The organism is Nitrospirillum goiasense (assembly GCF_034427435.1).
Classification (GTDB): Bacteria; Pseudomonadota; Alphaproteobacteria; order Azospirillales; family Azospirillaceae; genus Nitrospirillum.
The window spans coordinates 1-22,251 of sequence record NZ_JAXQNP010000002.1; the positions used below are offsets into that span (position 1 = coordinate 1).

The following is a 22,251-nucleotide window of genomic DNA, read 5'->3' on the forward strand; positions in this document are numbered from 1 at the left end:
GCCGCCGTGGCTCTGGTAATCGCGACGGTATTCGCCGTTGTATTCCAGGCGCAGGCTGAAGTTGTCGCTCTGCTGCAAGGTGGTGCCGAGGTTGACGGCCAGGCCGTCGGTGTTGACCCGGCCGGTGGTGCTGGCGAAGGCGACGCCGGCCAGCACGCCCGTGGTGGGGATGGGGGCATCGCGGAAGTCGTGCACCCAGGCCACCCGCAGGTCGGGCAGCAGCGTGCCGAAGCCCGTGTTCCACTGCGTGACCACCTTCACGCCCAGCTCCTGCGTCACGGCGTTGGTGCCCAGTGTGTCCACCTTCAGGTTGGCCGGACCCGCGTCGTGTTCCTGGTAGGCATGGTTCACCAGGCGCACGAAGCGCAGGCTGTACTGCGGCGTGAAGGTGAACGCCCCCTGCTGCGGCAGGTCATAGCCCACCGTCACCTTGCCCAGGTACTGCTCCCCACCGTAGTTGGCGTTGGCGCGGGCGCCCAGGAACTGGATGACGCGGCGCTGGTCGAAGTGGTTGTAGCCGAAGCCCACCTGGCCCTCGACCGACAGCTTCTGGTCGGCGAAGTCCGGACGCCAGACGCTGTAGGCGGTCAGCTGGTAGCTGCCCACGCGGGTGGTGCTGCCGGACATGACGCCCTGGCCGACCGAGGCGCTGTTGATCCAGCTGAAGGCCAGGCCGGCCATGACCTCGTCGCTGGCGAACCAGTCGGCGCCCAGCACCAGGCCGGAGCTGCTGGCGCGGTAGCCCGCGGCCTCCGTCGTCGTGCCGCGCAGCACGCCGGCGCCCACGACCTCGCCCCAGATCACGCCCTCGCGCCCGTTGGAGCCGGCGGCGGCACCCTTCTCGCTGCCGTCCATCAGGCTGGCCACCGTCTCCTGGTGCTGGCTGATGGCCGTGGTGGTGGGCGTGACCGAGGTCGCCGTCAGCTGCGGCGTCAGCTGGCTGGGCGACAGCTGCGCCACCGCCACCTGCTTGGCCGCCGGCGTCAGGGTGGCCAAGGGCGCCAGCACCTGCTGCTGGAAGGCCGCCACCTGGGCGTTGGTGGTGATGCTGCTGCTGGCCAGCGCCGCGATCTGGTCCAGGGCCGAGCCCGTGCCCACCGCGGCACCACCCTGGGCGGTGCCCACCGCCGTGTAGTTGGTGGCGGTGCCCGCCACCTTCACCACCAGGTCCGTGTTGCTCCCCACCGTCACCACGTCGCTGGTCACGGTGTAGCCGGTGGCGCTGAAGCTGACCCCGCTGAGGCTCAGCCCGTTGCCCGCCGCCGCGATGGTGTAGGTGCCGGCCTGCAGGGCGTTGCCGCCCGCCCCCTGCAGCGTCACCGACCCGCCCGTCAGGCTGGCGCCGCCGCTGATCACCAGGTTGCCGTAGCTGGTCTGCGACGTGGCCCCGATCACCAAGCCGCCGGCCGTCTGGCTGTAGCCGCCGGTGATGTTCACGGCACTGGTCACCAGCAGGGTGGCCCCGCTGTTGACCACGCTGTGGCCGCTCACGTTGACCGCGTCGGCCAGCCGCACCGCGCCGCTGGTGAAGCGCAGGTTGGACAGGCGGTTGTCGATGGTGCCGCCGGTGAACACGCCCGGCGCCGTGGTCGTGGCCGCGCCCGTGACCACCAGGTCGTTGGCGCTGAGGTTGACCACATTGCCGCTGATGGTGCCGCTGTTGGCCAAGGCGCCCAGCGTGCCGGTCGAGGCGATGTACAGCGCCGTGGCGCCGCCGGTGGTATTGGCGAGCGTGCCGGTGACCGCCAGGCTGGCCAGGCTGCCGCCGATGTAGTCGTTGCCCGCCGCCGCCAGCAGGTTGCCGCCGCTGGTCACCGCGGAGGCCGACAGGCCGGTGACGCCACTGGTGACCGTGGCGCCGGCGTAGGTGGAACCGGTGCCGCCCTGGATTAGGGTGACGCTGTCGCCCACCAGATAGGTGGCGGTGCCCGTCAGGCCGGCGTTGACCACGCCGCCCGTCACATTGGCCGTCCCGCTGACGGTCAGGACATGGCCGCCCGTGGCCAGCGTGCCGCCGCTCTGGGCGAAGTTGCCCGTGATGCCGACATTGCTGGCCAGGGTCAGGCTGGCGCCGGCGTTGCTGACCGTATGCGTCGCCACGTTGAGGGCGTCGCCCAGGCTGATGGCGCCGCTGGCGAACACCACGTTGCTGGCGGTGTTGGTGATGGTGCCGCCGGTGAAGCGGCCTACCGTGCCGTTGCCACCGGTAATCGTCAGATCCCGTGCCGACTGGTTGACCACGTTGCCGATGAGGACACCGCTGTTGGCCAGGCTGCCCAGGGTGCCGGTGCTGGCGATGTACAGCGCCGTGGCGCCGCCGGCGGTATTGGCCAGCGTGCCGGTGACGTTCAGCGTGTTCAGGCTGGCGCCGATGTAGTCGTTGCCCGCGACCGCCAGCAGGCTGGTGCCGCTGGTGGCCCCGGTGGCGTCCAGGCCGGTCAGGCCGCTGGTGACCACGGCCCCGGTGTAGGACGAGCCCGCCCCACCCTGGATCATGGTCACGCTGTCGCCGACGAAATAGTTGCCGGCGCCGCCGATCCCGGCATTGACCGTGCCGCCGCTGACCAGCGCCGGGCCGCTGACCGTCAGCACATGGCCGCCCATGGTCAGGCTGCCCGCGCTCTGGGCGTAGGTGCCGTTGACACCCACATCCGTGGTCAGGGCCAGGGCCGCCCCGATGTTGCTGACCGTGTGCGTGCCGCCCACGTCGATCTGGTCGCCCAGGGCGACCGCACCCGAGGCGAACACCACGTTGGCGCCGGTGTTGCGGATGGTGCCGCCGCTGAAGCTGCCCACCACCGTGCCGCTGCCACCGGTAATCGTCAGATCCCGCGCCGACTGGTTGACCACGTTGCCGCTGATGGTGCCGCTGTTGGCCAGGCTGCCCAGGGTGCCGGTGCTGGCGATGTACAGCGCCGTGGCGCCGCCGGCCGTGTTAACGAGCGTGCCGGTGACGGCGAGGCTGGCCAGGCTGGCGCCGATGTAGTCGTTACCGGCCACGGCCAGCAGGTTGCTGCCGCTGGTGGCACCCGTGGCGTCCAGGCCGGTCAGGCCGCTGACCACCGTGGCGCCGGTGTAGGTCGAGCCGTTGCCGCCCCGGATCAGGGTGACGCCGTCGCCCACCAGGTAGTTGGCGGTGCCCGCCAGGCCGGCGTTGACCACGCCGCCCGTCACCTGCGCCGCGTCGCTGACGCTCAGGACATGGCCGGCCACGGCCAGGGTGCCGGCCGTCTGGCTGTAGGCGCCGGTGATGCCGACGTCGCTGGCCAGGGTCAGGCTGGCGCCGCTGTTGCTGACGGTGTGGCCGGTGGCGTCGATGGCGTCGGCCAGGCTGACGGCCCCCGACGCGAAGGCCAGGTTGCTCAGGCTGTTGCGGATGGTGCCGCCCGAGAAGCTGCCCACCGTGCCGTTGCTGCCGCCCACGATCACCAGGTCATGGGCGCTGGCGTTGACCACGTTGCCGATGATCGCGCCGCTGTTGGCCAGGGTGCCCAGGCTGCCGGCGCTGGTGATCAGCACCGCCGTGGCGGCGTTGATGGTGCCGGTGTTGCTGAGCGTGCCCAGGGTGCCGCCGACATAGTCGCTAAGCAGGGTCAGCAGCAGGTCGGTGGCGGCACCGTTGGATCCTGAGCCCAGGGTGGCGCTGAAGCCGCTGGCGGCGGCGGTCAGGCCGCTGGTGCTCAGGGCGCCGCCCACCTCGGCGATGGTGTAGCTCTGGCCGGCGATGAGGTTGCTGCCCGACAGCGCCGTGACCGCCACGGTGCCGCCGGTGAAGGCGGCGTCGCCGCTGACCAGCAGCTCACCCGCCGTGCCGCTGCCAATGCCCATGGCCAGGGTGCCGGCCGACTGGCTGTAGTTGCCCGTCACGCTGATAACGTTGGTCAGCAGCACGTTGGCGCCGCTGTTGACCAGCGTGCCGGTGCCGACATTGACCTGGTCGTTCAACAGCATATTGCCGCTGGCTAGCGTGACGTTGGCACCGGTGCTGGTGAGGGTGCCGATGGCGCCGTTGCTGCCCGTCAGGGTGCCCACCACCGTGCCGCTGCCGCCGGTGAAGACCAGGGCGTTGGCGCTGGTGTTGACCACGTTGCCGGCGATGACACCGCTGTTGGCGATGGTGCCGATGCTGCCCTGGTTGTACAGGGCGGTGACGCCGGCGATGGTGCCGCTGTTGCTGACCGCCCCGATGCTGCCGCTGTTGAACAGACCATAGGCCGCACCGCTGATGGTGCCGCTGTTGGCCACGGCGCCGATGCTGCCGGCGTTGTTCAGGCCGGCCGCCGCCGGCGCCGGTGCGTCCACCAGGGCGCCGGTGTTGACCACCGTGCCGATGGTGCCCTGGTTGTACAGACCGATTAGGCCCGTGGCCGTGCCGCTGTTGCTGACCAAGCCCACCGTGCCGCGGTTGCGGATGCCGTACTGGGCGCCATTCAGCAAACCGCTGTTGGCCAGGGTGCCCAGGCTGCCACCAGTGGCGATGTAGGCAGCCGTCACCACGCCGGCGACGGTGCCGGTGTTGTTCAGGGTGCCCAGGCTGCCGCCGACATAGTCGTTCACCGCCGCCAGCACCAGGTCGACGGTGGACCCGATGGTCTGGGTGCCGGCGCCCACCGTCAGGCCAGTGATGCCGGACAGCACGTCGACCCCGGTGTAGCTGGACCCCGCCCCCGCCTGCACCAGGATGACGCCGGTGGACGCGCCCACGATGTAGTTGGTGGTCGTGTCGAAGGTCGTGCTGACCACGCCGCCGCTGATGCTGGCCACCCCGCTGACCGCCAGGTGGTTGCTGCCCAGCGCCAGCGTGCCCGTCGACTGCACGTAGTTGCCAGTGATGCTGATCGTGCTGGCCAGGCTCAGGGTGGCGCCGCTGTTGACCACCGTGTGGCTGCCGACATTCATCGCGTCGGCCAGAACCTGGCTGCCGCCGGAGAACACGACGTTGCTGGCGGTGTTGGTGATGGTGCCGCCGGTCAGGGTGCCGCCGGCACCGCCGATGACCAGGTCAGTCGTCGACAGGTTGACGATGTTGCCGCTGATGGTGCCGCTGTTGGCCAGAACGCCCAGAGTGGCGCCAGCGCCATTGTACAGGGCCGTGACCCCCGACAGCAGGCCGGCGTTCTGGAAACCGCCGATGGTGCCCAGGTTGTTCAGGGCGGCGTTGACGCCCTGCAGCGTGCCACTGTTGGTGAGGCTGCCCAGGCTGCCCGTGGCCGCCACGTAGACGGCGTTGCTGGCGCTGATGGTCCCGGTGTTGTTGAGCGTGCCCAGCGTGGCGCCGATGTAGTCGTTCAGACCCGCGACGACCAGGTTGGTGCCGCTGGTGGCGCCGGTCACGGCCAAGCCGCTTACACCGACCGCCACGCTGGCGCCGGTGTAGCTGGACCCGACGCCACCCGTCACCAGGGTGGCCTCCGTCTGACCCACGACATAGTTGGCCGTACTGGACAGCGTGGCCACGACCGTGCCGCCGGTGATGCTGGCCGCCCCGCTGACCGCCAGGGATCCAGCGCCGACATCCAGGACGCCCGCCGACTGGCTATAATTGCCGGTAACGCTGATCGGGTTGGCCAGCAGCACGGTGGCGCCGCTGTTCACCAGGGTGCCGCCGCCGACGGTGACCTGGTCGTTCAGGGCCACGTTGCCGCCCGCCAGCACCACGTTGGCCAGCGTGCTCCGGATCGTGCCGATCGCGCCATTGCCGCCCGTCAGCGTGCCCACCACCGTACCGGTGCCGCCGGTGATGGTCAGGGGGGCGGCGCCGTCATTCAGGATATCGCCGGCGATCACGCCACTGTTGGCGAGGACGCCGAGGGTACCGGTATCGGCGATATACAGCGCCGTGACACCGGCGATCGTTCCGCTGTTCGCGATGGTCCCGATACTGCGGATATCGTTAATGGCCGTGGGGCCGGAAATGAGACCGGAATTTGCGATGCTTCCGATGCTGCCATAGTTATACAGCGCGGAGCCGGAGTGACCGAGGAGGGTGCCGCTGTTGGCGATGGTGCCAATACCGCCGCCCCAATTAATGAGGGCGGTTTTGGCCGATATCAAGCCGGCGTTGGCGATGGCGGCGACCGTGCCATTGTTGTAAAGGGCGACAAGCGAGCCCGAAACGGTGCCGGTGTTGGCGAACGATCCGATGGAACCACCAGCGGTGTTGAGCACCCCGTTGAAGGCACCAGCAAGGACGGCGGTGTTGGTCAGCATCCCAATACTGCCGCTGTTCCTGATCGCGTAGGAACCGCCGGCAATAGTGCCGCCGTTGGCGAGGGTGCCGATGACGCCCTTGTTATTCACACCGAACATCTGGCCACTCAACAGGCCGCTGTTGGCCAGGATGCCCAGGGTGCCGGTGCCGGCGACGTAGGCCGCCGTCGCCACGCCGGCGATGGTGCCCGTGTTGTTCAGGGTGCCCAGGGTACCGGCGATATAATCGTTCACCGCCGCCAGCACCAGGTCGACGGTGGACCCGATAGTGGTGACGCCGGTGCCGATGGTCAGGCCGGTGATGCCGGAAGCGACGGTGACACCAGTGTAGCTGGACCCCGCCCCCGCCTGCACCAGGATGACGCCGGTGGAAGTACCCACGACATAGCTGGTCAGGGTGTCGAGGGTGGTGCTGACCAGGCCGCCGCTGATGCTGGCGATGCCGCTGACCGTGGCTGAGTGGGTGCCCAGGGCCAGCGTGCCGCTGGCCTGGCTGTAGTTGCCGGTGATGAGCAGAGTGTTGGCCAGGCTCAGGGTGGCGCCGCTGTTCACCACCGTGTGGCTGCCGACAGTGATCGCGTCGGCCAGCACCTGGCTGCCGCCGGAGAACACGACGTTGCTGGCGGTGTTGGTGATGCCGCCACCCGTCAGGGTGCCGGCCGAGCCGGCGATGACCAGGTCACCGGAGGACAGGTTGACGATGGTGCCGCTGATGGTGCCGCTGTTGACCAGGGTACCCAGGCTGGCGCCGACGCCGTTGTACAGGGCCGTGGCCCCCGACAGCAGGCCGGTGTTCTGGAAGCCGCCGATGGTGCCCCGGTTATACAGGCCGGCGCTGGTGCCCAGCAGGGCGCCGCTGTTGCTGAGGCTGCCCAGGCTGCCCGTCGCCGCCACGTAGACGGCGTTGCTGGCGCTGATGGTCCCGGTGTTGTTGAGGGTGCCCAGCGTGGCGCCGATATAATCGTTCAGCCCGGTGACGACCAGGTTGGTGCCGCTGGTCATGCCGGCCGCGGCCAGGCCGCTCACCCCACCGGCCCCCACACTGGCGCCGGTGTAGGTGGAGCCGGCGCCACCCGCCACCAGGGTTGTGGAACTGGGCTGCCCCGCCAGGTAGTTGGCGGTGCCGGACAGCGTGGCCACGACCGTGCCGCCGGTGATGCTGGCCGCCCCGCTGACCGCCAGGCTGCCCGTGCCCAACTCTAGGAGGCCCGCCGACTGGCTGTAGTTGCCCGTCACGCTGAGGACGTTGGCCAGCAGCACGGTGGCGCCGCTGTTGACCAGGGTGCCGCCGCCGACATTGACTTGGTCGTTGAGGGCCAAGTTGCCGCTGGCCAGCGTGACGTTGGCGCCGGTGCTGGTGAGGGTGCCGATGCCGGTCTGGCCGGTCAGGGTGCCGACCACCGTGCCGCTACCGCCAGTGAAGACCAGGGCGTTGGCGCTGGTGTTGACCACGTTGCCGGCGATCACGCCGCTGTTGGCGATGGTGCCGATGCTGCCGATGCTGCCGATGTTGTACAGGGCGATGACACCGGTCAGGGTACCGCTGTTGACGACAACACCGATGCTGCCCTGGTTGCGAATACCTTGGCGGCCACTGGATATCGTGCTGGTGTTAAGGATGGTGCCAACGACGGCGCCATCGTCATTGACGATCCCGGCGAGGGCAAGGTCCCCCTCCGTCGTGGTGATGGTGCCGCTGTTGGTGATGACGCCGACGACGCCGCTGTTGTGCACGCCGATGGAGCTTCCCAGGATCGTGCCACCATTCATGATGGTGGTGATGGTGGCGCCGACGGCGTTGAGGACACCCTGATTGGTGCCCCTCACGAAACTGGTGTTTATGAACTGACCGAGGGTGCCCGTATTGTCGACGCCGGCGATGCTGCCGGAAATGGTGCCATCATTGGCAAGGGTACCGATGACGCCTTGGTTAGTCGCACCGTACGTCTGGCCGCTCAATAGGCCGCTATTGCTGACGCCGCCCAGGCTCCCAGAGGCGGCGACGAAAAGGGCGGTGTTCACACCGGCGATGGCGATGGTATTGTTCAATGAACCCAGGGTGCCGCCAATATAGTCGTTCCCCACAAGTCCCAGCAGGGCGTTATTGGCCGTGACACTAATGGCCTGTAGGCCCGTTACGCCGCTGACGACGGTGGCGCCGTCGTAGCTGGACCCGCTCCCGCCTTGGATCAGCGTGTTCGCGGCAGCACCCACCAGGTAATTGCCAGTGGACGACAAGTTGGCGGAGACCGCGCCCGCGCCCACGACGGCGGCGCCGTTGACCACCAGCCCGCCCGTACCCGCGATCACCGTGCCGGCACTCTGGACGTAGTTGCCGGCGATGGTCAGGGGGCTGGCCAGCGTCAGTGTAGCGCCGCTGTTCACGAGCGTGCCCATGACCTGGTCGTTCAGCAGCAGGTTGCCGCCGGCCAGCACCACGTTGGCGGTCGGACTGTTGATCGTACCAATGGCGCCGTTCCACCCGGTCAGCGTCCCCACTGTGGTGCCGACGCCGCCGGTGAGGACCAGGGCGGTGCCGTAATTCGTCACGTTACCGGCGATCACGCCGCTGTTGGCGATGGTGCCGATGCCGCCATAGTTGGCAAGGGCGTTCGCACTGCCGCCAATCGTACCGCTGTTGACCACGGCACCGACGCTGCTGAAGTTCACCAAGCCGCTCTTGCCCGTGACCAGTCCCGCGTTCGTGACGGTGCCGATGCTGCCGAAGTTGGCCACGGCGCGGCTGGACGAGGATGCGACGGTGCCGCTGTTGGAAAGCGCGCGAAGGACACCATAGTTTTGAATGGCGTCGTTGTTGTCGCTGACGATACCGCCACTGTTGGCCAAGGCGGTGATGGTGCCGCCGTTATAAAGGGCACGGCCCGTCGCCAGGTGGATCATGCCGCTGTTCGTCACGAAGGCGATGCTGCCGTCATTGTAGACGCCGATGGAGTTGGCGGTGATCGTGCCGCTGTTGGCCAGCGTGCCGATGACGCCGTTGGTGTCGTTATAGACGGCGTTCACGCCACCGGCGATGGTGCCGGCGGTACCGTTGGTGACCAGGCCGATGGTCCCGTGGTTGGCGACACCGGTGTTGGTGCCGCTCAACAGGCCGGTATTGGTGAAGCTGCCCAAGGTGCCGCCGCTGGCGACGTAGAGGGCGGTGGCGACCCCGGCGATCGTAGTGGAATTGCTGGCGCTGGCCAGGTTGCCGCCGATATAATCATTGGCGATATTCAGCACTAGGCTGGTACTGCTGACAGCACCCGAGGCGGCCAGACCGGAAACCCCGTTGGTCTGTATGCTGACGCTGGTATAGCTGGAGCCCGCCCCCCCTTGGAGCAGGGTCTGTCCCCCCTGCCCCGTCAGGTAATTGCCGGTGGACGACAGGCTGGCGATCAGCGTGCCACCGGTGATGCTGGCCGCCCCTGTGACCACCAGGCCACCGTTGGCAAAGGCCAGCGCGCCATTGGTCTGGGTGTAGTTGCCCGTGATGGTCAGGGGACTGCCCACCGTCAGGCTGGCGCCGCCATTCACCACCGCGTTGCCGCCGCCGACCGCGATTTGGTCGTTCAGCAGAAGATTACCGCTGGCGAACACCACATTGGCGCCGGCGCTGCTGATCGTGCCGACGCCGCCATTCCGGCCGGTCAGGGTGCCCACGGTGGTCCCGGTACCGCCGGCAATGGTCAGGGCGTTGGCGGTGGCGTTGGTCACGTTGCCGGCGATCACGCCGCTGTTGATCAGCGTGCCGATGCTGCCACCGTTGCCGTTCGCCAGGGCGCTCAGCCAGCCGGATAGTGTGCCGCTGTTGACCAGCGTGCCGACGCTGCCGCCGCTGTTGTTGAAACCGATGCCGTTCGACGCGTTGATCGAGCCGCCGTTGGTGACCGTGCCGATGACGCCCTTGTTCAAGACGCCGCCATAGCCGCCCGAAATCATGCCGTTGTTGGCCAGGACGCCGACAGAGCCCTGGTTGTAGAAGGCGAATCCGCTCATCGCCCCACTGGAGAGCGTGCCGGACGTCTGATTGACCACCGTGCCAAGGGTGGCGCCGGCCCGGTTATGTATGGCCGCGCCGCCACTGAAGATCGTGCCGCTGTTGGTGATGGTCCCGATGGCGATGGCGTTATCGATACCGACACCGGAAGTGCCCCCCCTATGCCGCTGATCACGCTTCCATTCGTTATGGCGCCAATGGTGCCGAAATTAAGAACACCGACACGGCTGCCAGCAATCGAACCACTGTTGGCGATCGTGGCGATCAATCTGTAGGTTGAAATGCCTAGGGTGCCGCTAATCGTGCCGCTGTTCACCAGGGCGCCAATCGCACCAATGGCTTGAATGCCGGTCTGCGCGCCGTTGATCACGCGGGCGTTCGTGATGGTGCCAATAGTGCCGGCATAATTATAAATGCCGATAGTATTGCCGCTCAATACACCGCTGTTGCTGAAGCTGCCCAGGCTGCCGCCGTTGGCGACATACAGAGCGGTGTTGACCCCCGCGATGGTGGACGTATTCGCCGCACTGGCCAGGGTGCCACCGATGTAATCGTTGCCGATGTTCAGCAGCAAGTTTGTGCCGCTGGTAGGATCGGAGACAACCAGACCGCTGATCGGGCTGGTTTGGAGCACGACGCCGGTGTAGTTGGAGCCCGCCCCACCCTGGACCAGGGTGCTCTGTCCCGCCAGGTAATTGCCGCTGGATGACAGGCTGGTTGCCACGGTTCCGCCGGTGAGTCTGGCCGCGCCGCTAACCACCAAAGCGCCCGTGCCCAAGACCAGCGTGCCGGCACCCTGGCTGTAGTTGCCGGTGATGGTCAGGGGGCTGGCCAGCGTCAGGGAGGCGCCGTTGTTGACCACCGTGTCACCGCCGACCGTGACCTGGTCGTTCAACAGCAGGTTGCCGCCGGAGAATACGATGTTGGCGTTGGAGCTGCTGATCGTGCCGATGCTGCCGTTCCGCCCGGTCAAGGTACCCAGAGTGGCGCCAGCGCCCCCGACGATGGTCAAAGCGTTGGCGCTAAAGTTCGCCACATTGCCAGCGATCATGCCGCTGTTGACCAACACACCGATACCACAGGCGGTACATTGGTTCAGAATACCATTTATGGTACCGCTGTTCGCTATGGTGTCGATTGCGCCATAAATATTTTCAATGCCGTAGTTGTTTCCACTGATCACGCCGGTGTTTGTTATGGTGCCGATACTGCCGACATAATCGCCACCGTTAACAACGCCAATATAATGACCACTGATCGTGCCAGCATTATTTATGGTGCGGATAGATCCGTTTGAGTTGTAAATGCCGGCAAAACCGCCATTTATAACGGAACGGTTTATTATTGAGGTGATGACACCAGCGTTTTGAATGCCATATGTGGTGCCACCGACAATCGTGCCGTCGTTTGTCAGTATTCCTATGGTCCGGAATCGATTTAAGACGCCGGTATATCCACCAGAGATGGTGCCACTATTTGAAAGAACGCCGACACCATTTGGCTGGGAAGTGCTGGTGGTGTCAAGCTTGAGACCAAGGCCGGTTCCTAAGATTGTGCCACTGTTAACGAGAGTATTGATGATACCAACGTTGGACAGCGCCGTCCAAGCGCCGCTAATTGTGCCGGCGTTGGTCACCGTGCCGCCGGGAGCGCTCCAGAAAAGGCCCGAACATTGGGCGCCGACAGCCTGGCTCCACGTGGAGTTGGGGGAGGGAGTTTATGTAGCCGCAAGACGCCGCCGCCGCCGGACGGGGCGCCGCCAGCCCCATGCCGATGGCCAGGGCGGACGCGCCCAACAGCAGCGTGCGCCGCGTCTTCACGGCCCCTTGGTCGCGACCCGTCATTCCCAGCGTCATGCCACCCAACTCCCCATCCAGAATGAAGCCACCCTCGGCCGGGGTAAGCGTCCGTGTTCGCCAGGGCGCGTTCCGCGCCGGCCCACTGCCCAGTCCCGCCGCTTCAAATCAACCGAATACTTCCGGGGCAAAAACATCGTGTTCGCTCGCCTTTGCCCCGGATTACAATGGCGTGCGTTTTGCCTGCGACTCAGTTAACTGTCAATAATTGACGAATATATTTGCGATTATATCTCAGTATATTACGTCAATAATGACGATTAAGTCGGAAAGTCACAAAATGAAATTCAGAATCCGTCATTCCTGACAGAGCAACTTGCTCAACTTTGTCGGACCCCCGGAAAATATCCCTTAAAGCGCCATTCCATCCCCTGGTGCCGCCGCGCGAACTGGATCACGGTCTGCGGGTGTGATAGGGGTGAGTCGGGTTGGCGGCGATGATGGACACGAAGTACAGCCACATCCATGCCGCCCCTTCGGGAAGACAGGAGGAGCGGTCGATACCCGCCCGCCGGTCTCGCTTGGTTGGATGGAGCCGGCCATTGCCCCATCGTCTGGAAGAAAACAGGATATGTCGCGTCTATTGATCATTGAGGATGAGGCATCCCTGCGGGATGACTTGATCGCCTTCCTTGAAGCGAAAGGATATTCCCTGACCGGCGCGGGCACCTTGGCCGAAGCCAGGCAGCACTTGGCGAGAACCGCGTTTGAGTTGGTTGTCCTTGATTTGGGCCTGCCGGATGGGCATGGCGTGCAGCTTCTGACGGAAATCCGCGCCCAACGGGGCCTGCACTGCGGCGTTGTGGTGCTGACATCGCACCAAGACATGGAAGACAAGCTGCAAGCGTTGGAGGCCGGCAGCGACGCCTATCTGGTGAAGCATGCGAGCCTTCGGGAAATCGAATACACCATCCGCAATGTGCTCAAACGGGTCCCCGTCTCAGTCCCACAGGTGGCGCCGGGGTGGACGCTGGACCAGCGTGGGCGGGTGCTGATCGCCCCCGGCGGGCAAAGGGTGCCGTTGACGCCGAAGGAACTGACCTTCATGGCTCTGCTGGTGGGAACCGATGTCTGCGACCATGACCGGCTGGCCGCAGGGCTGGGGGATGGCGGCGACTTCAATTCCAGCAGCCTGACCACCCTGGTGCGCCGCTTGCGGCACAAGGTCGAGGAGCAGACGGGCGAAGAGCCCCCCATCCGCGCCATCTACGGCAAGGGCTATGGTTTCGCCGCGCCGCTGAGCGTGCGATGACGGCCGCGCGCGCCGCCCGCTGACGGAAGGGACGCCATGCTGGACATCGCCACGTCGATGGTTTTTGTCGGGGTGCTGACGGCGAGCAATTGCATCGCGGCCTTTTTGATGTGGCGGGCCTACCGGCAACTCCATGGGCTGGCGTCGGTGTCGGCCGGTTGCCTGGCGCTCACCACCGCCTTCGCCTTGATGGTGGTCAGGGACCCCCACCTCATCACCGCCGGCAATGCCGCGATGACCTTGGCCATCGGGCTGGTGACGGACGGCATGGTGGCGTTGCTGGGCGGACGCCCCCGGCGCGACTGGGTTCTCGGCGCCACGGTCTTCACCGTGCTGTTCTGGGAACTGGTGCAGTGGGGTGCCCCTGACAGCACACTGGTTCGGGTAGCGGTCGCGACAGTGGTATATATCGGCTTCTATGCCCGCTTGCTGGTCGAGGTCATTCGCAGTAGCGCTCAGATCAGGGGCGCACGGATATGCCTGATCCTGACACTGGTCGGCCATATGGCCGTCCTGGTTGGACGCATGGCGGTGGCGTTGGTCGATCCAGACCCATTCTTCGTCTTTTCACCCCGCTTCCTACCCTGGTTCCAGTTGGAGGGGGCGGTGGTGATGATGCTGACCTTTTTCTGCATCATGTTCATGGTGGGCGCGCAACTCAGCGCCACACTCAAGCAGCGCACGCTCAGCCTGGCGGCGGAGCGCCGCATGCACACCCAATTGCGCCAGTTCCTGGGCACGCTGGGACATGAACTGCGGACACCGCTGGCCATCATCGATCGGTCGGCGGAGGTTAGCCTGGACTTGCTGGATCCGGCGCAGCCGCTGATCATACGCCGTTTGGACACGATCCGGGCCACGGTCGACCGCCTGCGGGGCATGATGGACAACCTGCTGATGGCGGAACGCGCCGAGTTGGAGGTGTCGGACGCGGAGCGCGTCGACGTTGCCCGCATCGTGCGCGACCTCATGCGCCTCCTGGCACAAAAATATGAGGATGGGCGGATCACCGCGGCGCTGCCGGAAACACCTACCCATGTTCGCGGGAACCGAGAGATGCTGGCGACCGCGATCGGCAATATTCTGGACAACGCACTGAAATACTCCCCTGCCGATGAGCCGGTCCACATCACCGTTCAGCAAGGCGGTTCTATCACCATAACCGTCGAGGACAGGGGCATCGGTTTCCCGCCACATCAACTCCCCCAGGTCGGACAGCGCTTCTTCCGCGCCGATAACGCCAGGGCAGTGCAAGGCACTGGTCTAGGCCTCGCCATCGTGAAGACCATCGTCAACAAGCACAGCGGTCTTGTGACCTTCGCCAACGCGACCAACGGCGGTGCAGTAGCGACAATCGTGTTGCCCAGTGCCGACACTGAAATTAAGCCCTGACGCCGACTTGGCGACGGGCGGATCACCCGCGGCCGATGATGACGCTGCGTTCGATGCTTGAGAAGGGGGCTGATGCCGATGTGCTCAGAGAGATTATCGGCTTTGCTGCCCAGCGGCTGATGGAACTGGAGGTCCAGGGCCTGACCGGAGCCGAGCCCGGCGAGCGATCAGCAGCCCAGTTTCGCCTTCGGCGTCTTTTACACCTGCTGATACGAAGGCGTGGCGGCCGGCTCACATAGAACCATGTAAATGGCCGCCGGGGCAAAAATAAGGGAAAGCAGCGCTCCGTATATTGTCTTGTAAATTAGCAAGGGCAAAAACTGCCATTCTGTCGCCGAAATAGTAGGCAGAATAGCGATATGAAACAGCCAACCGACAATTGCAGCCAGTACGGCGAGGACCAGCGCCCGTATAAAGGCATTTCGAGGTAAATTGAGCCTTATTCGTTTATTGATGCGCAGATACGTGCGAGAGCGCATCCGTCGACGGGTTAGAATCGTCGGCATCAGGATGCTCATCAGCACGATCATGAAACTCTGCGGCAGGGAGTTCGAACACCACCCCGACATGACCGGCGAGTGGCACCACCTTCTGACCGCCAAACACGATAAAAACAAAGAGTATTGATAATGCCGCGCTAATAATAACCCCAATCGCGGTTTCGATGGCAATATAGCGCCTTTGATCATTCGTCATCAGAGCCCCTCCGCAAGTTCTTTCAGGGGAATGGCGGGATCGGCCAGGCGTTCCGGATCGATGATCATTCGGTCCGCGACCAGGCTGCGCCCGTGGATGTAATCCCGGGCCATGTTCACGCAGTCCAAAGAAACGACGCGGCCGTTCTTCAGGTAGACGACCGAGAAGCTGCGGGTTGCCGGGTCGCCACGGACGACCGCCTGGTCATGACTGAGGGAAAGTCCCACCGTCTGGAGTTTCAGGTCATACTGCTGGGACCAGAACCAGGGCACCGCATCGTAGGAAATGGCCTGCCCCGTGATCGCCCGCGCGGCCACCGTCGCCTGGTCATTGGCGTTCTGGACCGATTCAAGGCGGATGCGTCGCCCCTCCGCATAGCGGTTGGCATGCAGGGCGCAGTCGCCGATGGCATACACACCCGGCAGCGATGTGCGGCAGCGGTCATCCACCGCCACGCCGTTGTCCCCGTCGGCACCCGCTGCCAACAAAGGCCCCACGGCGGGAAGGATGCCAATACCGACGACCACCATTTGGCAAGGGATGACCACCCCACCCATCAGTTGGACCCCGGTCACCCCACCGCTTCCCAGAATGGCGCCGATGTGTGTTTCCAGGCGGATGTCAACGCCGTGGTCACGGTGCTCCGCCTCGAAGAAGCGCGACAAGGCCTCCCCCGCGACACGGGCCAGAACGCGGGGCTGCGCCTCCAGCACCACGACCCTCTTGCCCAGCTTGGTTAGCGCGGCCGCCGTTTCCAGGCCGATATAGCCACCGCCGACGACCACGGCGGTTTCAACACCGGCCAAGCGCTCCCGCATCCGGTCGGCATCGGCGCGGGTGCGCACCATATGGATCCCGGGCAGGTCAGCGCCGGCACAGGATAGGCGGCGGGGCGTTCCGCCCGCAGCCCACACCATCTCGCCATAACCGATCGTCTCACCGTCCGCCGTCGCCACCGTCCGCTGGATGGGATCGACCGCGACGACACGCCGACCCGGCAACAAGGTCACGTCCCGCTCGACCCAAAACGCCGGCGGACGGATCAGAAGGCGGGCATAGGCCTTTTCCCCGGCCAGATAATCCTTCGATAATGGGGGGCGCTCGTAAGGCGGGTCCGGTTCGTCACCGAGGAGAGCGATGGTGCCGGCGAATTTATTCTGACGCAGGGCGATCGCGGCCTGCGCGCCACCATGACCGGCACCGACGATCAGCACGTCATAGCGCGCCATCGGTCACTCCGCCTCCGCGATGCGGACCGGCAGTCCATCCAGCTCATCGGTGACGATGACTTGGCAGGCCAACCGGGATGTCCCGTTCCTGCCGCTGGAACTGTTCAGCAACTCATCTTCGTCGCTGGTCATGGGCGGCAACCGGCCCAACCAGCCCTCGTCCACATGGATATGGCAGGTGGCGCATGAACAGCTCCCTCCGCACAACGCCAGCAAGTCATCAAAGCCGGCGTTGCGGATCACTTCCATGACGGAAAGGCCCGCCTCGACGACAACATTATGGTTATTCCCATCACGGGAAGTAACGATCAGTGTTGGCATTTCCCACCAGCAGATAATGAACGGAATTGAAGCCAAAGAAGATGATGAGAATGCGCAGGCTTCCCATCATCCGATGTCTTGGACTGGAAGCCATAAAGACTTCCAGTCCTCACGACTTAGAAGCGAACGCCGGTGCGCAAGCCATAGGTCCGCGGCGGCCGCAAAGTGCCGACGGTGAAAAGCGCGAAGCTCGTGGGGAACGTCGCGCTGACCACGGTTTTATCGAAGATGTTGTTCACGAACGCGGTGACAAAGAACCTGTCATCGGACGCGTTGTAGGTCAGCGAAGCGTCCGCCATCCAGTAAGCGTCCTGCTTTTCGACGGCCGTGAACTCCAGCCCCGTGAGCGTCTGCGTCTGGAAATGCGCGCGCGCGTTGGCGATGATCCTGGCGCCATTGTCCAGCGGGAAGGTCTGTTGGGCGGCCAGGTTCAACGTCCACAGCGGCGAATTGGGCGGACGGGAACCAGAGCAGTTCACCACATAGGAATTCCCGGTGATGCTGGCGCTTGGACAGCCAGTCCCATTATAAACGCCCCCGTTGGAATTCGGGGTCGTATAGATAAAGTTATCGTAGCGTCCATCCAGGTACTGCACATCAGCGGATAGTAGCGTATCCTTGATGGGCAGGTACTGAATCTCCGTCTCGAAACCCTTGATCGTCGACTGGCCGACGTTCTCCGTTGCAAAAATAATCGTCCCTTTGGAGTCGTAGCCAACGTGACTGATCTGCTGGTTTTTATATTGCCAATAAAAAGCCTCGATATTGATCTGTAGGCGATTGTCGAAAAAGCGGTTCTTACTGCCCAGCGTGTAGGCTTCGATGGTCTCCGGGCGGTAGGTGCCGGCATCCGCGGAGAAGAAGAAGCCACCGGATTTGAAGCCAGTTTCATAGCTGGCGAACAAAAGGTTGCTGTCGGTGACGTCCCAGTCGGCGCCCAGGCGATAGGTGAACTTGTTGAAAGTCGCCTTTTTCGCTGTAACCCCCGTATCGTCGATGACGCTGGGGACGGTGAGGGTGCCATCTTGGCGGGGATCGAAGTCCGCGGCAGGCAGGGTCAAGGTGTTGTAGGGGATGGTACTCGCCGTCGGGCATCCCGGAACATAGGTTGGATTATACGTTGTCGGAATGACGCAAGGGCGCAAGACGCTATTGTTCGTGCCGGTGAAGGTCTTATCCTCCGTCGTATAACGGCCGCCAACCGTGAGCCGCACGTCCGGGACCGGCGCATAGGTCACGCGCCCAAAAGCCGCCAGGCTCTCAGAGCTTTGTGAGAATGTTTGGTTCGAAAGCTGGGACTGCGAGTTATATTGGTTCAGTGGAGCGTCGTTGGTTTCATCATAATAAAACCCACCGATAAGAAATCGCAGCGGCTGCGTATCGTCGGTCGCGAAGCGAGCCTCAACACTTGTCTGCTTGTCCTTCTCCTTTTGGGTGATCACGAACCCGGGATTGTCAGACACGAAGTCGACATGGTTCTCGCGATACGCGGGAATGAGCGTGAGCTTTCCCCAATCAGACTGCCATTCAATGTTGGAGGAAACGCCCCAGGAATTATTGTGCATATAGGGGTCGGCCGTAATCGGCGCGAAGGTCCGCCCCAACAGGACGTTGGGTTGGCTGGCATAGAAGGCCTGCCCCTGCGGCGACAGAAGGCCGATACGATCATCGACGTTCAGGTTCATGGGGGTCGCGCCAGTCCCGTTGCCCCGCTGCCGGAAGACGTCACCCGTCAGGTTGATAGTAAGCGAGTCCATTGGCTCAACCCGGAGCGATACGCGGCCGCCCATGTCGTTCTGGTCATCGGTGCCGTCGTTCATATAACCATTGTGGCGAACGTAAATGCCGGCCGCGCGCACGGCGGCGTCCTTACCCAGCGGCATGTTCAAATCGCCGTCCACACGAACGGCGTCATAATTGCCGTACTCCACCGTCAATTCACCGCTGGTTTCCCCCAGTTCCGCCCTATGTGGGATGACATTGACCGCGCCACCCGTGGCGTTTCGGCCGTACAAGGTTCCTTGCGGACCTTTCAGCACCTCGACACGTTCGAGGTCATAGAAATATCCCGTCGTTCCGGTGGTACGACCGATGTAAACTCCGTTGAAATTGAAAGCGACGGCCGGATCGCTCAAAGCATTGGCGTTGAAGTTGCCAACACCACGCAGATAAAAAACGCTGCTCGACCCGGAGGACGAACTGACCTGCAGCGCCGGCACCACGCTCGTCAAATCCGCCGGCCGGGTGACACCGGAGTCCCGAAGGCTGTCGCCCGTCACCGCCGATACGGCGATCGCTGCGTGCTGCAGATTCTCGGACCGCCGCTGGGCGGTGATGACAATATCCGCCAGCCCGTCATCCTGCTGGGCATTCGTCGCCCCGTTGACTTGGGGCTCCGATGATTGTGCCCCCGACAACTGGGCCCAGGCGGCAGGACTGGTGATCAAGGCACCAAGGCAGACTGATGACAGCAGCAACGTCGATTTCATTTCATCCCTCCCGTTTATTGCGCCGTCTTGGCGGCGGTTTTAATGCGATGCCGGTGCGGATCAGCTTGGATCCACTGGAAATTCGGGCACGCGAATACCGTGAGGGCAGCGGATGCCCCCTGAACGCCTTGCCACTCACCGCCCCTCCAGGCGATGTTTTGTTTATTGCTTGATGACCGCTTGGAACGTGGCCAAGCGGCCTCCCGGTCAATCCGCCAGCGGGTGCTGTTCCCTGTCGATCATACCCTTCAGGATGCGCCGGGCCCGGATGGCCGCCTCATCGATGGGAAGCAATGCCGGCTTATGCGCCAACAGGTCATTGGATCGCATCCGGCTGCGCACCGCGGCGATCATCGGTTCGTCCTCATTGACGAACGCGTTCTGGGTTCCGTAGTGCAACATGCCGGAGACTTCCTGGCTGTCGCGCGCTTTGTTGCGCCCCGCCGCCCAGAAATACCGCGTCGCATCCTCGGACTGCGGCACCAGCAGATGCATGACGTTGATGCGGGGGTCGTCGGCCTGGACCGTTTCCTGGATGCTCATGCCGGTCTGCAGGCTGAGATTGGCGGGGGCCTGCCAATGCATATAGGCCTTGAGGTTGGCGAAATCCTCCGCCCCGTCCCAAAGCAGCCGGAACAGGCCCGTGATGGGCTCGTTCACCACGTCATAGAAGGCATTGACCTGGTCGCCATCCTGCCGCGCCCGGAACGTCGTTCTCTCCGAATTCCCCGGGGATGCCAGGAAGGGGTGCAGGAACTCGACATGCGTGAGATCCAGCAGGTTGTCGACCACCAGTTCATAGTTGGCGTTGACGTCCAACTGGCCATGGACCCAGGTCTGGTCCGGCTCATCGAACAGCGGCAGGACCGGCAGCTTGGACTCGTCCGCCTGGGACGGCTCCCCCATCCAGACCCACAGCATTCCATACCGCTCGGCCACCGGATAAGACCGTACCGACAAGGCGGAGGAGACGGCGCCCTTGCCATGGGGATTGCGCAGGCAGGCGCCGGAACCACCGAACTCCAGCCCGTGATAGCCGCAGACCAGGCGACCGTCGCGGACCTTGCCACGACTGAGGGGCGCGAAGCGGTGCGGACAGGCATCGAACAGGGCCTTCACCTGCCCTTGGGCGTCACGAAACAGGACGATGGGGTGGTCGATGACCCGAATGGCGACGGTCCCGTCCGTCACGTCCTTGTCCCAGGCGGCCGGGTACCACGCGTTCCGCAGGAAGCCCATTATTATCCTCCCTTGCTTCAACCGTTAGAATATCTTGCGGATGCTCTTCTCGATGCTCCAAGCCCCGGGGCCTGCAAAGAAAATGTACAGAAAAACGAAACAGAACAGGATCGCCAGGTCTCCCTGGTTCACGACGGGCAAGATCCCGTCCTTCATGTGCAGCCCCGCCGGGAAATGAATCCCCCAGTAGGCCACCGCCATTTCCCCGGACAGGACGAACGCCACGGCACGGGTGCGCAAGCCCAGGGCCACAGCCATGCCCCCAAAGAACTCGAGTATCCCCGCCACACCGACGACACTGAGCAACGGGACGGGGCCGGGATGGTGCTCACTGACGGGCCAAAGGAAAAGCTTCTGCATGCCGTGTTGAAGGAACAGAAGCCCTGACACGATGCGCAGCCCTCCCAGTGCGAAGGGGGCCAACGCAAAGGTGGAATAGCGCTCTTTGAGGGACCAGTTTCTCATCGCAACCCTTACCATTCCGTTATAAATGGCCCGTAGGTCGGCGCCCTTCCGCCCGCGTCCTCCGCCACGACATGGTTCCGCTGGCGGCCGAGATAGGTGATTTCGCTTTCGATGATGTCGCCGGGTTTGAGCCAGGCGTTGCCGTGCATCGCCCCGTTGCCCGGCGGCGAGCCGGTGATCAGCAGGTCACCGGGCAGCAGCCGGATGCGCTCCGTCGCGTAGGACAGGATTTGCTCCGGCTGGAAGATCATGTCGCTGATGGGCCAATCCTGACGGATGGCACCGTTCACCGATAGGCGGATTTGCACCTTCGACCTGTCGACGAACTGCTTGGGCACGGCGAAGGGGCCAAACGGCTTGAAGTTCGGCTGGCTCTTGCTGATCCAATCATATTGGAAGCGAACGTCGACGCGCCGGAACTCGTCCACCGTGCCCAGATCATTGACCATGACATAGGCGGCGATCAGGTCGTTGGCCTCATCGGGGCGGATATAGCGTCCGGTCTTCCCGACGATGACACCAAACTCCAGTTCCCAATCGGGGTGTTTCCCCACCAAGGGCAGCGGCACATCGTCATTGGGGCCACAGAGTGACGAATGCAGGCCTGTCCAGAAGAAGGGCATGCCCTCGCGCCCACGCCGGTCGATCTCGGCCAGGTTGCGGTGGAAAAAGGCCTCGTCGCCCTCCCCTTCCTTCCGGGCATTTTGGTTGAACGTGTTGAAGGTCATCATTTCCGCGACATGCTGACGGTAGTTGGAACCGGCGGCCAGGATGTTCGGATGGGAAAGGACAGGCAGGATCTCCAGCGCGTCGTAGGTAAACGACTGCTGGTCCTGCCGGTGGGCAACCTCGTTCGCCCAGTCGACGGCACGGTCCCAATCGTCAAACACCGCGTGGGTGTCGCGATAGCGGTCGGAAAGGCTGAAAACGGCGCCACCGGGAACGACGACGCCGGGAAAGGCCGCATCGGCGCCGGACCGGAACGTGCCGATCCCGAAGCTGCCCGATACCAAGCCGGTGGCGGGGTCGATACCATCGGGCTGGGGCGCAGCGGGAAGCTGTTTCAGGAAATCATGGTCAGGCATGGTTGGGTTCCATCGTT

General features: G+C 64.2%; 11 protein-coding genes and 1 pseudogene. 3 read left to right on the plus strand and 9 right to left on the minus strand.

The features are described from left to right. On the minus strand, positions 1 to 10,209 hold a 10,209-nt coding region (locus tag ULB03_RS02355), incomplete at its 3' end, for a hypothetical protein (RefSeq protein ID WP_322481726.1). Then, positions 10,206 to 11,846: a beta strand repeat-containing protein gene (locus ULB03_RS02360; RefSeq protein ID WP_322481727.1), complete on the minus strand. Its 1,641-nt coding sequence runs from the start codon at positions 11,844 to 11,846 to the stop codon at positions 10,206 to 10,208. The genes ULB03_RS02355 and ULB03_RS02360, both read right to left, overlap by 4 nt. 791 nt (positions 11,847 to 12,637) lie before the next feature. On the opposite strand from ULB03_RS02360, the gene ULB03_RS02365 reads away from it, so the two are divergent. The 3 genes and pseudogenes from ULB03_RS02365 to ULB03_RS02375 all read left to right on the plus strand — a co-directional run. Continuing rightward, positions 12,638 to 13,318, plus strand: coding sequence for a response regulator transcription factor (locus ULB03_RS02365; protein WP_322481728.1), 681 nt, complete (start codon positions 12,638 to 12,640; stop codon positions 13,316 to 13,318). A 36-nt stretch (positions 13,319 to 13,354) separates the two neighbouring features. Beyond that, the gene (locus ULB03_RS02370; RefSeq protein ID WP_322481729.1) at positions 13,355 to 14,710 is read left to right on the plus strand and encodes a sensor histidine kinase; all 1,356 of its coding nucleotides are present in this window, start codon (positions 13,355 to 13,357) and stop codon (positions 14,708 to 14,710) included. Between the two features lie 35 nt (positions 14,711 to 14,745). Further along, positions 14,746 to 14,940, plus strand: a pseudogene (locus ULB03_RS02375) (hypothetical protein); the annotation flags it as partial. 217 nt (positions 14,941 to 15,157) lie between these two features. On the opposite strand, the gene ULB03_RS02380 reads toward ULB03_RS02375, so the two are convergent. The 7 genes from ULB03_RS02380 to ULB03_RS02410 all read right to left on the minus strand — a co-directional run bounded on the left by ULB03_RS02380 (position 15,158) and on the right by ULB03_RS02410 (position 22,234). Beyond that, a complete protein-coding gene (locus ULB03_RS02380) occupies positions 15,158 to 15,406 on the minus strand; it encodes a hypothetical protein (protein WP_322481730.1) in 249 nt (82 codons plus the stop codon). Then, on the minus strand, positions 15,406 to 16,635 hold the full coding sequence (locus ULB03_RS02385) for an NAD(P)/FAD-dependent oxidoreductase (RefSeq protein ID WP_322481731.1): 1,230 nt from the start codon (positions 16,633 to 16,635) through the stop codon (positions 15,406 to 15,408). The genes ULB03_RS02380 and ULB03_RS02385 overlap by 1 nt, the downstream gene beginning before the upstream one ends. A 3-nt stretch (positions 16,636 to 16,638) precedes the next feature. After that, entirely contained in the window at positions 16,639 to 16,956 is a 318-nt protein-coding gene (locus ULB03_RS02390; protein ID WP_322481732.1) for a 2Fe-2S iron-sulfur cluster-binding protein, read from the minus strand. A 116-nt stretch (positions 16,957 to 17,072) separates the two neighbouring features. Continuing rightward, positions 17,073 to 19,445: a TonB-dependent receptor gene (locus tag ULB03_RS02395; RefSeq protein ID WP_322481733.1), complete on the minus strand. Its 2,373-nt coding sequence runs from the start codon at positions 19,443 to 19,445 to the stop codon at positions 17,073 to 17,075. Positions 19,446 to 19,652: 207 nt separating this feature from the next. Further along, complete coding sequence (locus ULB03_RS02400; protein ID WP_322481734.1) at positions 19,653 to 20,684, minus strand: aromatic ring-hydroxylating dioxygenase subunit alpha; 1,032 nt, start codon at positions 20,682 to 20,684, stop codon at positions 19,653 to 19,655. Positions 20,685 to 20,708: 24 nt separating this feature from the next. After that, positions 20,709 to 21,149 (minus strand): DoxX family protein, encoded by a 441-nt coding sequence (locus ULB03_RS02405; protein ID WP_322481735.1) that lies wholly within the window; start codon positions 21,147 to 21,149, stop codon positions 20,709 to 20,711. 8 nt (positions 21,150 to 21,157) lie between these two features. Continuing rightward, complete coding sequence (locus tag ULB03_RS02410) at positions 21,158 to 22,234, minus strand: fumarylacetoacetate hydrolase family protein (RefSeq protein WP_322481736.1); 1,077 nt, start codon at positions 22,232 to 22,234, stop codon at positions 21,158 to 21,160. Between the last annotated feature and the right edge of the window lie 17 nt (positions 22,235 to 22,251).

What these genes read in the sequence shown, in the direction of transcription:
- ULB03_RS02385 (WP_322481731.1), bottom strand. Translation starts at nt 16,635, where the DNA reads ATGGCGCGCTATGACGTGCTGATCGTCGGTGCCGGTCATGGTGGCGCG.
- ULB03_RS02405 (WP_322481735.1), bottom strand. Translation starts at nt 21,149, where the DNA reads ATGAGAAACTGGTCCCTCAAAGAGCGCTATTCCACCTTTGCGTTGGCC.
- ULB03_RS02365 (WP_322481728.1), top strand. Translation starts at nt 12,638, where the DNA reads ATGTCGCGTCTATTGATCATTGAGGATGAGGCATCCCTGCGGGATGAC.
- ULB03_RS02380 (WP_322481730.1), bottom strand. Translation starts at nt 15,406, where the DNA reads ATGACGAATGATCAAAGGCGCTATATTGCCATCGAAACCGCGATTGGG.
- ULB03_RS02370 (WP_322481729.1), top strand. Translation starts at nt 13,355, where the DNA reads ATGCTGGACATCGCCACGTCGATGGTTTTTGTCGGGGTGCTGACGGCG.
- ULB03_RS02395 (WP_322481733.1), bottom strand. Translation starts at nt 19,445, where the DNA reads ATGAAATCGACGTTGCTGCTGTCATCAGTCTGCCTTGGTGCCTTGATC.
- ULB03_RS02400 (WP_322481734.1), bottom strand. Translation starts at nt 20,684, where the DNA reads ATGGGCTTCCTGCGGAACGCGTGGTACCCGGCCGCCTGGGACAAGGAC.
- ULB03_RS02410 (WP_322481736.1), bottom strand. Translation starts at nt 22,234, where the DNA reads ATGCCTGACCATGATTTCCTGAAACAGCTTCCCGCTGCGCCCCAGCCC.
- ULB03_RS02390 (WP_322481732.1), bottom strand. Translation starts at nt 16,956, where the DNA reads ATGCCAACACTGATCGTTACTTCCCGTGATGGGAATAACCATAATGTT.